General features: G+C 55.1%; 12 protein-coding genes. 2 read left to right on the top strand and 10 right to left on the bottom strand.

Annotation, left to right across the window (positions count from 1 at the left end):
* Positions 1-45: 45 nt before the first annotated feature.
* Together rnz and QMG90_RS07675 are read left to right on the top strand one after the other, a co-directional pair.
* Positions 46-963: a ribonuclease Z gene (gene rnz / locus QMG90_RS07680; RefSeq protein WP_283283242.1), complete on the top strand. Its 918-nt coding sequence runs from the start codon at positions 46-48 to the stop codon at positions 961-963.
* Between the two features lie 79 nt (positions 964-1,042).
* Complete coding sequence (locus QMG90_RS07675) at positions 1,043-2,047, top strand: chemotaxis protein (RefSeq protein ID WP_283283241.1); 1,005 nt, start codon at positions 1,043-1,045, stop codon at positions 2,045-2,047.
* Between the two features lie 22 nt (positions 2,048-2,069).
* Here the strand turns inward: QMG90_RS07675 and QMG90_RS07670 are convergent, their stop codons facing one another.
* The 10 genes from QMG90_RS07670 to nuoG all read right to left on the bottom strand — a co-directional run bounded on the left by QMG90_RS07670 (position 2,070) and on the right by nuoG (position 14,177).
* On the bottom strand, positions 2,070-2,669 hold the full coding sequence (locus tag QMG90_RS07670) for an HNH endonuclease family protein (RefSeq protein ID WP_283283240.1): 600 nt from the start codon (positions 2,667-2,669) through the stop codon (positions 2,070-2,072).
* Between the two features lie 3 nt (positions 2,670-2,672).
* Positions 2,673-4,025 (bottom strand): AAA family ATPase, encoded by a 1,353-nt coding sequence (locus QMG90_RS07665; RefSeq protein ID WP_283283239.1) that lies wholly within the window; start codon positions 4,023-4,025, stop codon positions 2,673-2,675.
* A gap of 156 nt (positions 4,026-4,181) precedes the next feature.
* Positions 4,182-5,639: an NADH-quinone oxidoreductase subunit NuoN gene (gene nuoN, locus QMG90_RS07660; RefSeq protein ID WP_283283238.1), complete on the bottom strand. Its 1,458-nt coding sequence runs from the start codon at positions 5,637-5,639 to the stop codon at positions 4,182-4,184.
* Positions 5,640-5,645: 6 nt separating this feature from the next.
* Complete coding sequence (nuoM, locus tag QMG90_RS07655) at positions 5,646-7,175, bottom strand: NADH-quinone oxidoreductase subunit M (protein ID WP_283283237.1); 1,530 nt, start codon at positions 7,173-7,175, stop codon at positions 5,646-5,648.
* Positions 7,176-7,216: 41 nt separating this feature from the next.
* Positions 7,217-9,058: an NADH-quinone oxidoreductase subunit L gene (gene nuoL / locus QMG90_RS07650; protein WP_283283236.1), complete on the bottom strand. Its 1,842-nt coding sequence runs from the start codon at positions 9,056-9,058 to the stop codon at positions 7,217-7,219.
* Entirely contained in the window at positions 9,055-9,357 is a 303-nt protein-coding gene (gene nuoK / locus QMG90_RS07645) for an NADH-quinone oxidoreductase subunit NuoK (protein WP_038156609.1), read from the bottom strand. The genes nuoL and nuoK overlap by 4 nt, the downstream gene beginning before the upstream one ends.
* Positions 9,354-9,908, bottom strand: coding sequence for an NADH-quinone oxidoreductase subunit J (nuoJ, locus tag QMG90_RS07640; RefSeq protein ID WP_038156611.1), 555 nt, complete (start codon positions 9,906-9,908; stop codon positions 9,354-9,356). Before nuoJ ends, nuoK begins: the two co-directional genes overlap by 4 nt.
* A gap of 11 nt (positions 9,909-9,919) precedes the next feature.
* Positions 9,920-10,462 (bottom strand): NADH-quinone oxidoreductase subunit NuoI, encoded by a 543-nt coding sequence (gene nuoI / locus QMG90_RS07635; RefSeq protein ID WP_038156613.1) that lies wholly within the window; start codon positions 10,460-10,462, stop codon positions 9,920-9,922.
* Positions 10,463-10,476: 14 nt separating this feature from the next.
* On the bottom strand, positions 10,477-11,454 hold the full coding sequence (gene nuoH / locus QMG90_RS07630) for an NADH-quinone oxidoreductase subunit NuoH (protein ID WP_038156615.1): 978 nt from the start codon (positions 11,452-11,454) through the stop codon (positions 10,477-10,479).
* Positions 11,451-14,177 carry an NADH-quinone oxidoreductase subunit NuoG gene (gene nuoG, locus QMG90_RS07625; protein ID WP_283283235.1) on the bottom strand — a complete coding sequence of 909 codons (2,727 nt, stop codon included), beginning with the start codon at positions 14,175-14,177 and terminating at the stop codon, positions 11,451-11,453. Before nuoG ends, nuoH begins: the two co-directional genes overlap by 4 nt.
* Between the last annotated feature and the right edge of the window lie 23 nt (positions 14,178-14,200).

Here is a 14,200-nt window from a genome sequence, read left to right as displayed (position 1 = left end):
CGTTATACTGTTTACTTTCGTGAATGCGGTAATGGGGAAACGGTTTTGGAATTGATTTTTCTGGGGACATCCGCCGGCGTGCCGACCCGTACCCGTAATATGACGTCGATAATACTGAATTTGCAACAGCCTACGCTGGCAGAAACCTGGCTTTTTGACTGCGGCGAAGGCACGCAGCATCAGTTTCTGAAAACGGATCTGCATCCTGGCAAGCTGAATAAAATCTTTATCACGCACCTGCACGGCGATCACCTGTTCGGTTTGCCCGGCCTGCTGTGCAGCCGTTCAATGCAGGGAAACTCACTGCCGTTGACGCTGTACGGCCCCAAAGGGCTGAAAGAGTTTGTCGAGGTGGCGCTGCGGCTCAGCGGTTCGTGGACCGACTACCCGTTAACCGTCGAAGAAATTTCCTCAGGACGCGTATTTGACGATCAACACTACACAGTGACAGCGTTCCCGCTTAACCATCCGCTGGAATGTTACGGCTATCGCATTGAAGAACATGACAAACCCGGCGCGCTGAACGCCGCAGCGCTGGCGGAGGACGGCGTACCGCCCGGACCGTTGTACCAGTTGCTCAAGCAGGGCCAGGCGGTGACGCTGGAAGATGGCCGCACTATCGACGGCAAACGCTATCTCGGCCCCGCCACACCTGGCCGGAGCCTGGCGATTTTTGGCGATACCGCCCCCTGCCCGGCGGCGCTGGAGTTAGCGCGCGGGGTTGACCTGATGGTGCATGAGGCGACGCTCGAAGCGGCAATGGAGGAAAAAGCCAACAGTCGCGGGCACTCTTCCTCGCTTCAGGCCGCCGCAGTGGCGCAAGCGGCAGGCGTCAAACGGCTGGTCATCACTCACGTCAGTTCGCGTTACGACGCCGAAGGATGCCAGCGTTTGCTGGACGAATCCCGCTCGCGCTTCGCTAACACGCTGCTGGCGGAGGACTTTATGACAATTTCGCTTTAATGGCTAAAAGACGCTGCACTTTTGTCCGGGTATGCCGATAACTCAGGAGTAGAGCATTTTCCTTTCTTCTGAGGGCACGATGGATAATTTCCAGAAAGATATTGATGACAGGGCGAATCTCACCCTGTCTAACCGCTTTGAGCTGTTGCTGTTTCGTCTTGGTGAAACTGTGCAGGGTGAAAAATCAGAACTGTTTGGCATCAACGTTTTCAAGCTGCGCGAAATCGTCCCTATGCCCGCCTACACCAGACCTGCCGGTATTAAGCATCCCGTGCTGGGCATGGTCAACATCCGCGATCAAATCATTCCGGTCATCGACCTGCCGTCGGTCGCTGGCTGCAAGCCGGTTAACGGACTCAACATTCTGCTGATTACCGAATATGCGCGCAGCGTGCAGGCATTTGCTGTGGAGTCAGTTGAAAACATTATTCGCCTCGACTGGACGCAGATCCACACGGCGGAAAAAGCGGTTAACGGTCAGTACATCACCAGCATCGCCTGTCTGGATGATGACAAGGACAGCAATAACCTGGCGATGGTGATCGACGTGGAACAGATCCTGTATGACATCGTCCCTGCTGACCACGATCTCCACGCGACGCACCTTGAGGCACCAAAGCTGAAGATCAAACCGGGCGCGACGGCGATTGTCGCTGAAGATTCTAAAGTAGCGCGCGCGATGCTCGAAAAGGGGCTGAAGGCGATGGATATCCCGGCGCAGATGCATGTGACCGGCAAAGAAGCGTGGGAAAAAATCGAGAAGCTGGCAGAAGAAGCCCAGGCCGCGGGCGTGCCGATCTCCGATAAAATCGCGCTGGTGCTTACTGACCTCGAAATGCCGGAAATGGACGGTTTTACTTTAACGCGCAAAATCAAAACGGATGAGCGGCTGAAGCATATTCCGGTAGTGATCCACTCGTCGTTGTCAGGCAATGCTAACGAAGACCATATCCGCAAAGTGCGCGCCGATGGCTACGTAGCGAAATTTGAAATCAACGAGCTGTCATCAGTGATTGGAGAAGTGCTGGAGCGTGCCGACCAGAAAACCGGCGGACCGCTGATCAGCCGTCGGCAAATCGCGTAATATTGATTGATGGATGCCTGATTCAGGCATCCATCAGGAAATAGCGATAACTAAAATCGTCGATCACATCTTCTTCCGGATCACGTTGATGGTACCGTTTGAGTTCTTTCTTGCGGCAGTGTTTCCGTACTGCGATGTTAAGGCCATAAAAATCGAGTGTGAGCGCAGCTCTATCTTGATTATCCGCTGAAGCGAGCGGATTTGGCTGTATTTCGCCCGTTTGATAATCAACAATGAAATAATCCTCGAACCGATACCCCTGTGCATCGGCCACAAGAAGGCGATCGTCAAAATCCTCGCGTTTCACACTCTGGCACTGATCGCAGCACGGATACAGGTTTTCCCACTGGAAAGCGATCCTTCTGAATTCGGATCGGCTTTTAGGACGAAAATGCTCAATGGTCTCACGACTGAGTGCCCCAAGGTCACCACCATCACAGAACGCACAGTGACCAGCCGTCATTTGGTTGAGTAATTTTCGAGTATCTTCGTAGCGAAATGCGGCATACCAATAAAACTGATACGCTGGATTTTGCTGTTTAGCAGTATCAAATTGAGCCCCTAAAGCTTCCCAACACTCGGCAAGGTAATCCGGGCATGGCGTCCTTTCAAAGGAATACATAACTTATCCTTGTTTTTTGCTCAGTTGCCGTTGCATCTGCCGTAATTCGAGCCGAACTATTTCGGAAAGCTCTTCACCTTTATCACTCAGCGTTTTCGCAAGCGAATTTATAACTTCATTATGCTGCCCTGTCACTAAATGCTCGCGGATGTGCGCTTTGAATGCTGCTAATTGTTCCTCAGTTTCAACATCAAATTCTTCATCGATACCAAAAACATCAGACAGTATAAGTTGGTAACTTTTCCCTGCTTTGGAATCAATTGCAGACACAATATCTGGCACCGATGGATCCCGACAAACGTTATGCTGTGGTTCTGGTAATCGATAAACAAATGCATCTTCTACCGATCCCACCACGAAGGGTGAGTGGGTTGAAACAAAAACTTGCGCATTAGGTAATAGCTTTTGTATTGCGGGCAGGATCCGTCTTTGCCATTTAGGGTGAAGATGGATATCGACTTCATCCAGGAATAAAATAATCGGCTGAGAGAAAATATCCTTTTTTTCTTTCCAGGGGATCCCTTCCAGTCGCAAAGCGAGATCCGCAACCCAGGTTATTATCGATTTTAATCCTTCCGGCAAGGTGTCAAAGGCAATGGATTCCCCTTCGACATTTATCACAACGGTCAGGGGGTTGCGTTTCAACTGAAATACAGCCTCAATACCACATACGTCCTGAATAAATTGTGAGATTCGCTCTAATGCGCTGTCATAAGAAAGTGCTTCGTCTTCTGATTCTTCTGCCCGTGCCAGCGCCGCTTTGGTTCGATTATTCGCAATCCACTGGGTAAGAATTTGTGGCCGTACTGTATTGGAAAACGAAAGAGCATGTTCAAAAGGAGATTGCTTAACCTCCTGAATTGCAGTCACTTCAAAATTCGATACCTGGTTTCGACTACCTGAATAAGCAAAGGCAGCAAAATCAAAACTCTTGATATTCAAACTATCGTTAACATTAAGATACGGCTGATTTTTAACAAGATTATCAACCGCGTTCTGTTCTATGACTATTTGATATCCTGTTGAAGAGAGGATTTTTTTATAACCAGAAGGTAAGGGCTGATGCGCAATCAGGTTCATTCCCTTTATTCCAGCAAATTGAAAACAAACACAACTTTCTTTACTATGGTAGCGCTTTTGAATTAATGCATACGCCTCTCGACCGAAATCTAAGATGCTTGCCAGCGCATACAGCATCGTGCTCTTTCCGCAGCCATTTGGCCCGGTGAAGATATGGATTTCCGCTTTTCTGGCGTCCTGCCCTTCATGCTTAATCGGTGGAAAATCAATGTGGGTGTGCTCAAAGACACCAATACCTTTTAAGGTAACACTTTCTAACCGATACACCTGCTGCATCGTTAATCCCTCATATCACGCCAACTATCAGCATATTACAGCGTAAACATAGAGCTATGTCATTACCGTTTCAATTATGCGCAGCGTTACGCAATTTTGCTCATCACAAAAAAAACCGCCGGACAATGCCAGCGGTTTCTCAATAATAAAGTTCTTTTACAGCATCGGCATCGCCAACTGGACAATGCTGATAAGCGGCTGCGGCCAGACGCCTAAGATCAGCACCAGCAACGCGGAGATCAGCACCACGATACCCCCGGCGCTATACTGCCAGTTGGTCGGTGCATCGCGATTCAGTTGCTGCGGCGCGCTCAGGTACAGGCTCACTGCGACACGCAGGTAGTAGTAGAGACCGATGGCAGAACCAATCACCACCGCCGCTGTCAGCCACCACAGGTGCGCATTCACACCCACTGCCAGTACATAGAATTTACCGATAAAGCCGAGCGTCATCGGGATACCCGCCAGTGACAGCATCATCACCGTCATGACAGCTGAGAGGATCGGACGGTGCCAGAACAGACCACGGTAGGAGAACAGGGAATCTGCGTCCGGACCGCGGTACGGGCTGGACATCAGGCTCACCACGCCGAAGGCGCCGAGGCTGCTGAACAGGTAACCGGCCAGGTAAACGCCGACGGTTTCCATCGACATCTCGCCACTGTGCAGGGCAATCAGCGCCACCAGCAGGTAGCCGAGATGAGAGATGGAGGAGTAACCGAGCAGACGCTTAATGTTAGTCTGGCTCAGCGCCATCAGGTTACCGAAGATGATAGAGGCGAAGGCGATAAGCCCCAGCACCACGCGTACTGCTTCGCTGTCGCCGACCGGCATATACAGGAACAGACGCATCACCACGCCAAAAATGGCGATTTTGCTGGCAGTCGCCAGGAAGGTGGAGACCGGCGCAGGCGCCCCCTGATATACATCTGGCGTCCACAGATGGAACGGCACCAGCGACAGTTTGAAGCCAAGGCCGACGATCATCATACCCAGTCCCGCCAGCAGCAGCGGTTCGTGCAGGGCGTTGTCCGCCAGGCTCTTACCGAGCGCCACGAACGACAGGTTGCCGGAGTTCGCATACACCAGTGCCATACCGAACAGCAGGAATGACGACGCTGCAGCAGAGAGGATGGTGTATTTGATGCTCGCTTCCAGAGAACGTTTCTGACGGAACGCGTAGCCAATCAGGCCGAACAGCGGCAGAGAGATCAGTTCGATACCGAGGAACAGCGCTGCCAGATGGTTCGCGTTCGCCAGCAGGATCCCACCCAGCGCTGCGATCAGCACCAGCAGGTAGAACTCTTCTTTGTTGTCGGTGTAGCCCTCAAGCCACGGATAGGCAAAAGTACAGGTGGCGAGGCTCGCCAGCAGCACCAGACCGGTGTAGAGCATGGCATAGCCGTCTACGCGCATCAGCGGCGTGACATCCATCGCGCCAGCCTGGCCAACAAACCAGAGCGATACGAGTGCGACGTTCAGCCCAATGACCGACAGCGTGGCATTGAGAAAATGGTTGCGTCGCCACGCAATGGAGAGCATCACAACCACCACCGTCAAGCCGACGATCAGCAGCGGTAGCAGCGCAATCAGTTGTTGTGGAGTTATTGTCATGGCGATTTACGGCCTTGTAGTAGAAACAGAATTAACAAACCACTGCTGGATATTGCCCATTGCAGAGTGCGAAGTATCCAGAATCGGCTGCGGGTAGAAGCCCAACAGCACCAGCAGCACGACCAGCAACAGGATGATAAACAGCTCACGCAGCGACATCCCCGGCAGTTCCTGCGCCGCAATCTCACTTTTTGCTTTACCGAAGTAAGCGCGATGCAGCATCGCCAGTGAGTAAACGGACGCAAAGACCAGACCGAACGTTGAAATCACGGTAATGCCCGGCACTACATGGAAGCTGCCGAACAGGATCATGAATTCGCCCACGAAGTTCCCGGTACCCGGCATACCCAGCGTCGCCACGGCAAAGAACAGTGACAGCGCTGGCAGCCATTTAATTTTGCTCCACAGACCGCCCATCATGCGCATGTCGCGCGTGTGCAGACGTTCATACAGCTGACCACAGATAATGAACAGACCCGCTGCGGACAGACCATGCGCAATCATCTGGATCACCGCACCCTGATACGCCAGCTGGCTGCCGGTGTAGATAGCAATCAGCACGAAGCCCATGTGCGATACGGAGGTGTAAGCAATCAGACGCTTGATGTCCGTCTGTGCGAAGGCCATCCACGCGCCGTAGAAGATGCCAATCACGCCCAGCCACATGGCAATCGGCGCAAACTCCGCAGAAGCGTTCGGGAACAGCGGCAGCGAGAAACGCAGCAGACCGTAGGCCGCGGTTTTCAGCAAAATCCCCGCGAGGTCAACAGAACCCGCGGTCGGTGCCTGAGAGTGCGCATCAGGCAGCCAGCCGTGCAGCGGCACCACTGGCATTTTCACCGCGAAAGCGATGAAGAAGCCGAGCATCAGCAGATATTCCACGCCGTGGGACATCGGGGTTTTCAGCAGGTCTTCGTAGCTGAACGTCCAGATGCCGGTCGCGTTGTAATGCACAAACACCAGCGCCAGGATGGCAATCAGCATCACCAGACCGCTCGCCTGGGTGTAGATGAAGAACTTGGTCGCCGCCGTGATACGCGTTTTACCGTCTGACGCTTTGTGACCCCACAGTGCAATCAGGAAGTACATCGGCACCAGCATCATTTCCCAGAAGAAGAAGAACAGGAACATGTCGATGGCAAGGAACACGCCGATAACGCCGCCCAGGATCCACATCAGGTTGAGGTGGAAAAAGCCCTGATATTTCTCGATTTCACGCCAGGAACAGAGCACCGCCAGCACACCGAGCAGGCCGGTCAGCACCACCATCAGCAGCGACAGGCCGTCGATAGCCAGATGAATGTTGATGCCGAAGCGCGGGATCCACGGCAGGATATATTCAGACTGCCACTGAGGAATACCGGTGGATTGCGTCAGAGAGTAGCCGCCCTGCAACCACAGTTGCAGGCCAAGCGCCAGCGTCAGTCCCATTGTGATCAGCGCGATCCAGCGTGGCACCTTCACACCGAAGCGTTCGGTCTGCCAGCAAAGGAAGCCGCCGATAAACGGGATTAAAATTAACCAAGGTAATAACATAGCTGCGTATGTCCCTTATATTCTAAATTCAGTACTTGAAATCAACGCAATACCATCAACAGCGCTAATACCACCACGGCGCCGATGCTCATGGATGCCACATACCAGCGCAGATACCCGTTCTCGCTGAACAGCAGACCTTTGCCTGCAAAGCGAGACAGAATTGCCGGAATGTTCATCAGCGCATTCAGCGGATCGCGCTTGAGCAGCCATGCAATGCCGAGGAATGGCTTCACAAAGACTTTGTCATACAGCCAGTCGAAGCCCCACGCATTGAACCACCAGGTGCCCAGCAGGCGGCCAGGACCGCTGTTGGCCACCGCGGTAACCAGAGTGCGTTGACCCAGCCACAGCCAGGCAGCGATCAGAATGCCTGCAATCGCGACCACGCCGGAGGTGATTTCCAGGGTCATTACGCGGCCATGTTCCAGTTCCGTCGTCTGCGGCAGCACGCCCGCCAGCGGCGGCACAATCATGGCGCCAACGAAGGTGGAGAGGATCAGCAGAACAATCAGTGGCAGATGATGGGTAATTCCCTTCCCTGCGTGCGCGTGGATCTGCTCTTTGCCGTGGAATACGATGAAAATCATACGGAAGGTGTAGAGCGAGGTCATAAACGCCCCCACCAGACCTGCGATCATCAGATTGATATGACCGTTCGCCATCGCACCGGCAAGGATTTCGTCCTTACTGAAGAAGCCCGCGGTGATAAGCGGCAGCGCAGACAGCGCGGCGCCCCCCACCAGGAAACAGACATACACCAGCGGAATCGACTTACGCAGGCCACCCATTTTGAAGATGTTCTGTTCGTGATGGCAGGCGAGGATCACCGAGCCTGACGACAGGAACAGCAGCGCTTTGAAGAACGCGTGGGTCATCAGGTGGAAAATCGCCGCATCCCACGCCTGCACACCCAGCGCCAGGAACATGTAGCCAATCTGGCTCATGGTGGAATAGGCCAGCACACGTTTGATATCGGTTTGCACCAGCGCCGCAAAACCTGCCAGCACCAGCGTGACCGCACCAACGATACCGACCAGATGCAGAATTTCCGGCGTCATCAGGAACAGGCCATGCGTACGTGCAATCAGGTAGACGCCCGCGGTCACCATGGTCGCGGCGTGGATCAGCGCGGAGACCGGCGTCGGGCCCGCCATCGCGTCAGCAAGCCAGGTCTGCAACGGTAATTGTGCGGATTTACCAACTGCACCGCCGAGCAGCATCAGCGTTGCCCACATCAACATGTTGTTGCCGTTGGCAAAGTGCGCCGGGGCCAGTTCTACCATCTCGCGGAAGTTCAGGGTGCCCAGTTCGTTGTAGAGAATGAACAGCGCGAACGCGAGGAACACGTCGCCGACACGGGTCACAACGAACGCTTTAATTGCCGCCGCACCGTTTTTCGGATCAGTGTAGTAGAAACCGATCAGCAGGTAAGAGCACAGGCCCACGCCTTCCCAGCCGAGATACATCAGCAACAGGTTGTCGGCGAGAACCAGAACCACCATGCTGGCAATGAACAGGTTGGTGTAAGCGAAGAAGCGGGAGTAACCCTCTTCACCACGCATATACCAGGAGGCGAACATGTGGATCAGGAAGCCCACGCCGGTGACCACGGAAAGCATGGTCAGCGACAGACCGTCCAGCACAAGATTGAAGCCGATGTTGAAGTCGCCGACTGACATCCAGGTCCACAGCGGAACGCTGAACGCCTGCTGGCCATTATTGAAGAAATCAACGCCAACCAACGCGGTGACCAGCGCCGCCAGGCCAATCGAACCCACGCCAACCGTGGCGGACAAGTTTTCCGACCAGCGGCCACGGGAGAAGGCCAACAGTACAAAGCCAATCAATGGCAGAATTATGGTTAAGGCAAGCATGTTCATCCACGCAACTCACTTACTGAATCGATGTTCAGATTCTGGCGGCGACGATGGAGCTGCAGCAGCAGCGCCAGGCCAATACTCGCTTCCGCAGCCGCAAGGCTAATCGCGAGGATATACATCACCTGACCGTCGGTCTGGCCCCAGTAGCTGCCGGCAACCACGAACGCCAGCGCGGCGGCGTTGATCATGATTTCCAGGCTAATCAGCATAAACAGCAGATTGCGGCGGATAACCAGACCAGTAAGACCGAGAACGAATAAGATCGCGGCGAGGATCAGTCCATGTGTTAAGGGGATCATGCGTGTTCCTCCGTTTTTCTTTTCGCGCGATCATCAGTGCGGTTGCTCAGCACTTCACCGGCACGATCTTCACGCCCGACGTGGAAGGCAACCACCAGGCCCGCCAGCAGCAGCATGGACGCCAGTTCAACCGCCAGGACGTACGGCCCGAACAGCGTAATGCCGACGGCTTTCGCGCTGATGGCGTTGCCATCGATGCCCTGATCATTAAGGCCGAGAATGGCGTATACGATCACCGCCAGCAGTACCGCTGACAGAATGGCCGGACCAATCCAGATTTGCGGCTGCAGCCATTTGCGTTCCTGGTCGATTTCAGAACCGCCCAGGTTGAGCATCATCACCACGAAGACGAACAGCACCATGATGGCCCCGGCGTAGACGATGATCTCCAGCGCACCGGCGAAGTAAGCGCCCAGCGAAAAGAACACCCCGGAGATCGCCAGCAGCGAAATAATCAGGTACAGCAAAGCATGCACCGGATTAGTGTGGGTAATGACCCTCAGGGTGGCCAGGATGGCGATAAGGCCACAGATATAAAAAGCGAATTCCATTGCCCCTCTCCTTACGGTAACAGGCTCTTGACGTCGATAGGTTTGGCTTCGTTTTCCGCCTCGCCTTTATCTTTGCCGTCGATTGCCATACCCGCCATCCGGTAGAAGTTATATTCCGGGTATTTGCCCGGACCGGAAATCAGCAGATCCTCTTTTTCGTACACCAGATCCTGACGCTTGTACTCGCCCAGCTCGAAGTCCGGGGTTAACTGAATCGCCGTGGTCGGGCACGCTTCTTCGCACAGACCGCAGAAAATGCAGCGTGAGAAGTTGATGCGGAAAAATTCCGGATACCAGCGGCCGTCTTTGGTCTCGGCTTTTTGCAGAGAAATACAGCCTACCGGGCACGCTACCGCACACAGGTTACAGGCGACGCAGCGCTCGGAACCGTCCGGGTCGCGCGTCAGGACAATGCGTCCGCGATAGCGTGGTGCCAGATAAACCGGCTCCTCGGGATACATGCGCGTTTCGCGTTTGGCGAACGCATGCAGGCCGATCATCCAGATACTGCGAACCTGGGTGCCGAAGCCTACCAATAATTCTTTTAAGGTCATGGTCTTTTCACCCCTTATTGCGCCTGCCAGAGAATGACAGCCGCCGTTACCAACAAGTTGATCAGCGTCAGCGGCAGGCAGACTTTCCAGCCGAAGGACATTACCTGGTCATAACGCGGACGCGGCAATGAGGCGCGGATCAAAATGAACATCATCATGAAGAATGCGGTTTTCAGCGCAAACCAGATGAACGGAGGTAAGAACGGACCATTCCAGCCGCCAAAGAACAGCGTGACGATCAGCGCGGACACGGTGACAATGCCGATATATTCACCCACGAAGAACAGACCGAACTTCATGCCGGAATATTCAATGTGGTAGCCGTCCGCCAGTTCCTGCTCGGCTTCCGGCTGGTCAAACGGGTGACGGTGGCACACTGCCACGCCCGCGATAGCGAAAGTCACAAAGCCAAAGAACTGCGGGATGATGTTCCACAGGTGCGCCTGGTTGTTGACGATATCGGTCATATTGAATGACCCCGCCTGCGCCACCACGCCCATCAATGACAGACCGAGGAACACTTCGTAGCTCAGCGTCTGCGCAGAAGCACGCATCGCACCCAGCAACGAGTATTTGTTGTTACTCGACCAGCCGGCAAACAGCACGGCGTACACCGCCAGGCCTGCCATCATCAGGAAGAACAGGATACCGATGTTGAGATCAGCCACCACCCAGCTCGGGCTGACCGGAACAATCGCAAAGGCCAGCAGCAGCGAGGTGAAGGCAATCATCGGCGCCAGCGTGAAGATCACGCGGTCCGAGAAACGCGGCGTCCAGTCCTCTTTGAAGAACATCTTGATCATGTCCGCAACCAGCTGGAGTGAACCACCCCAGCCCACACGGTTCGGTCCATAACGGTTCTGGAACAGGCCGAGCAGACGACGCTCGCCGAAGCTCATGAACGCGCCGCAGGTGACCACCACCAGCAGAATGACAACCGCTTTCAGGACGCTTAACAGAATGTCGATAACATCCGGTGTTAACCAACTCATGCTTTGGCCTCCTGCAGATTATCAATTCGCGCCCCGGTCAGTACCGGCGCAATGCCCGGCATGCCCATCGGTAATCCTACCTGCCCTGCCGTCAGCCCTTCAGAAAGAATGACCGGCAAACGGAGTGTCTGACCTTCGTAACTGAAGGCCACCGTCGCGCCCGCATTCACGCCCAGTTTCGCGGCATCAGCCGGGTTGAGCTTGATGTACGGCTGCGGCATGCGGCTCTGGAAGACCGGCGAACGCTGCGACAGTTCATCGCTGCCGAACAGATGGTAGTACGGCGCGATACGCCATTTACCTTCTTCCGCCTGGAAGCCTGCCGGTACGGTGGTGAAGTACTCAAGACCGCTTTCGGAGGCTTCAATCAGACGCACGCCCGGATCGCCATGGCGCAGTTTACCGCCCACTTCGTCCTGGAATTTGTTCCAGGCCTGCGGGGAGTTCCAGCCCGGCGCCCAGGCGAACGGAATTTGCGAACGCGGCGCGGAGGGCTGGTTATTCCCTTCCATTGAGAAGGCGAACATGGTGTCTTTATCCTGCGGCTGACGCGGCTCGTGAACGTTGATGTTCGCGCGCATCGCCGTACGACCGCTGTAACGATGCGGTTCACGCGCCAGTTTCTGGCCGCGAATACGGAAGGTCGCGTCCGGCGCGGCGTCTTTGATCCCGGCGAACTGCGGCAGTTTTTCAATGACCGCGTCGATCACGTGGTCAAGCTGCGTCCAGTCGACTTCGCGGTTTTCCACGGTGCTGTGCAGCGAATGCAACCAGCGCCAGCTTTCCAGCATCACGTTGCTGTTGTCGTAGTACGCCGGGTCATAGACCTGGAAGAAACGCTGTGCGCGGCCTTCGTTGTTGATGACCGTGCCGTCACTTTCGGCAAAGCTTGCGGCGGAAAGTACCAGATGGGCTTTTTCCATGATCGCGGTGCGTTGATGGTCAACCACCATCACCAGCGGCGCTTTTGCCAGCGCAGCGTCAACGCGCGCGGCAGATGCGTGGCGGTGAAGATCGTTTTCCAGCACGATGACTGCATCGGCAGCGCCGCTTTCCAGTTCATCGAGCGCGGCTTCCAGCGAACCACCGTCCATCATGCCAAGACCGACGCTGTTAACCGCACGGGCAACCATCGTAATACCGACATCGGCGCCACGGCCTTTCAGCGCTTTGGCAACGTTCGCTGCAGCCTGAAGCATTTCCGCACTTCCGGCGTTAGTTCCGGAAATAATCAGCGGTTTTTTCGCGCCAGCCAGCGCCTGAACGATAACGTCAACTTTGCCTTTCAGATCATTGCTCAGACCGTCGACCGCCGGGGCGCTGTTATCCAGAGCGTGGGCGATAGCGAAACCTAAGCGCGCCTGATCTTCCACCGGCGCGCGATACGTCCACGCGGCGATGTCGTCCAGACGGGTGTTATCGACGTTGGTGACGAACAGCGGGTGTTTCGCACGCTGACCGATGTTAAGGATGGCCGCAATCTGCCAGTCCACCACTTTCTGTGCCGCCGCCATGTCGCGCGCTTTGCCTTTCACCGCCTGACGCACCGCCAGCGCAACGCGTGCGCCAGTCTGGGTGATGTCTTCGCCAAGCACCAGCACCGCATCGTAAGATTCGATGTCACGCAGGGACGGCGTATGAACGCCCGATTCGCGCAGCACTTTCAGCATCAGTTGCAGACGTGCCTGCTCGCCTTTGGCGATACCGGTGTAGAAGTTTTCCGCGCCCACCAGTTCACGCAGCGCGAAGTTGCTTTCGATGCTGGCGCGCGGAGAGCCGATACCGATCACTTTCTTCGACTGACGCAAGATATCTGCCGCGCCCTGCATCGCCTGTTCGGCGTTGAGGGTGATCAGATCATCGCCACGGCGCTGAACCGGCTGACGCGGACGGTCTTTCAGGTTCACATAGCCGTAGCCAAAACGACCCCGGTCGCAGAGGAAGTAGTGGTTAACGGTACCGTTGTAACGGTTTTCGATACGACGCAGTTCACCGTAACGTTCACCCGGGCTGGTGTTACAGCCGATGGAGCACTGCTGGCAGATGCTTGGCGCAAACTGCATGTCCCATTTACGGTTGTAACGCTCGGAGTGCGTTTTGTCGGTGAAGACGCCGGTCGGGCAGATTTCCACCAGGTTGCCGGAGAACTCGCTTTCCAGCGTACCGTCTTCCGGGCGGCCAAAGTAGACGTTGTCATGCGCGCCATAAACGCCCAGATCACTGCCGTCCGCGTAATCTTTGTAGTAACGCACACAACGGTAACAGGCGATGCAGCGGTTCATTTCGTGCGAGATGAACGGCCCCAGATCCTGATTGCGATGGGTACGTTTGGTGAAACGGTAGCGACGGAAGCTGTGACCGGTCATGACGGTCATATCCTGCAGGTGGCAGTTGCCGCCCTCTTCACAGACCGGGCAATCGTGCGGGTGGTTAGTCATCAGCCACTCGACCACGCTCTCGCGGAACTGTTTCGCTTCGTCGTCATCAATAGAGATAAAGGTGCCGTCAGATGCCGGTGTCATACAGGACATCACCAGGCGGCCACGCGTGTCTTCCGCGTTTTGATATTGCTTCACCGCACACTGGCGGCAAGCCCCAACGCTTCCCAGCGCCGGATGCCAGCAAAAGTAAGGAATATCAAGGCCAAGCGAGAGACAAGCCTGTAGCAGGTTGTCCGCCCCGTTCACCTCGTATTCTTTGCCGTCTACATGGATCGTAGCCATTAGCATGCTTCCAAAATTAATAA

Origin of the sequence: Trabulsiella odontotermitis (genome assembly GCF_030053895.1) — a bacterium.
GTDB lineage: Bacteria > Pseudomonadota > Gammaproteobacteria > Enterobacterales > Enterobacteriaceae > Trabulsiella > Trabulsiella odontotermitis_C.
The sequence above is the reverse complement of the archived record's forward strand: the minus strand, read 5'-3'. Positions and strand labels throughout refer to the sequence as shown.

What these genes read in the sequence shown, in the direction of transcription:
- QMG90_RS07675 (WP_283283241.1), top strand. Translation starts at nt 1,043, where the DNA reads ATGGATAATTTCCAGAAAGATATTGATGACAGGGCGAATCTCACCCTG.
- QMG90_RS07670 (WP_283283240.1), bottom strand. Translation starts at nt 2,669, where the DNA reads ATGTATTCCTTTGAAAGGACGCCATGCCCGGATTACCTTGCCGAGTGT.
- QMG90_RS07665 (WP_283283239.1), bottom strand. Translation starts at nt 4,025, where the DNA reads ATGCAGCAGGTGTATCGGTTAGAAAGTGTTACCTTAAAAGGTATTGGT.
- nuoN (WP_283283238.1), bottom strand. Translation starts at nt 5,639, where the DNA reads ATGACAATAACTCCACAACAACTGATTGCGCTGCTACCGCTGCTGATC.
- nuoM (WP_283283237.1), bottom strand. Translation starts at nt 7,175, where the DNA reads ATGTTATTACCTTGGTTAATTTTAATCCCGTTTATCGGCGGCTTCCTT.
- nuoL (WP_283283236.1), bottom strand. Translation starts at nt 9,058, where the DNA reads ATGAACATGCTTGCCTTAACCATAATTCTGCCATTGATTGGCTTTGTA.
- nuoK (WP_038156609.1), bottom strand. Translation starts at nt 9,357, where the DNA reads ATGATCCCCTTAACACATGGACTGATCCTCGCCGCGATCTTATTCGTT.
- nuoJ (WP_038156611.1), bottom strand. Translation starts at nt 9,908, where the DNA reads ATGGAATTCGCTTTTTATATCTGTGGCCTTATCGCCATCCTGGCCACC.
- nuoI (WP_038156613.1), bottom strand. Translation starts at nt 10,462, where the DNA reads ATGACCTTAAAAGAATTATTGGTAGGCTTCGGCACCCAGGTTCGCAGT.
- nuoH (WP_038156615.1), bottom strand. Translation starts at nt 11,454, where the DNA reads ATGAGTTGGTTAACACCGGATGTTATCGACATTCTGTTAAGCGTCCTG.
- nuoG (WP_283283235.1), bottom strand. Translation starts at nt 14,177, where the DNA reads ATGGCTACGATCCATGTAGACGGCAAAGAATACGAGGTGAACGGGGCG.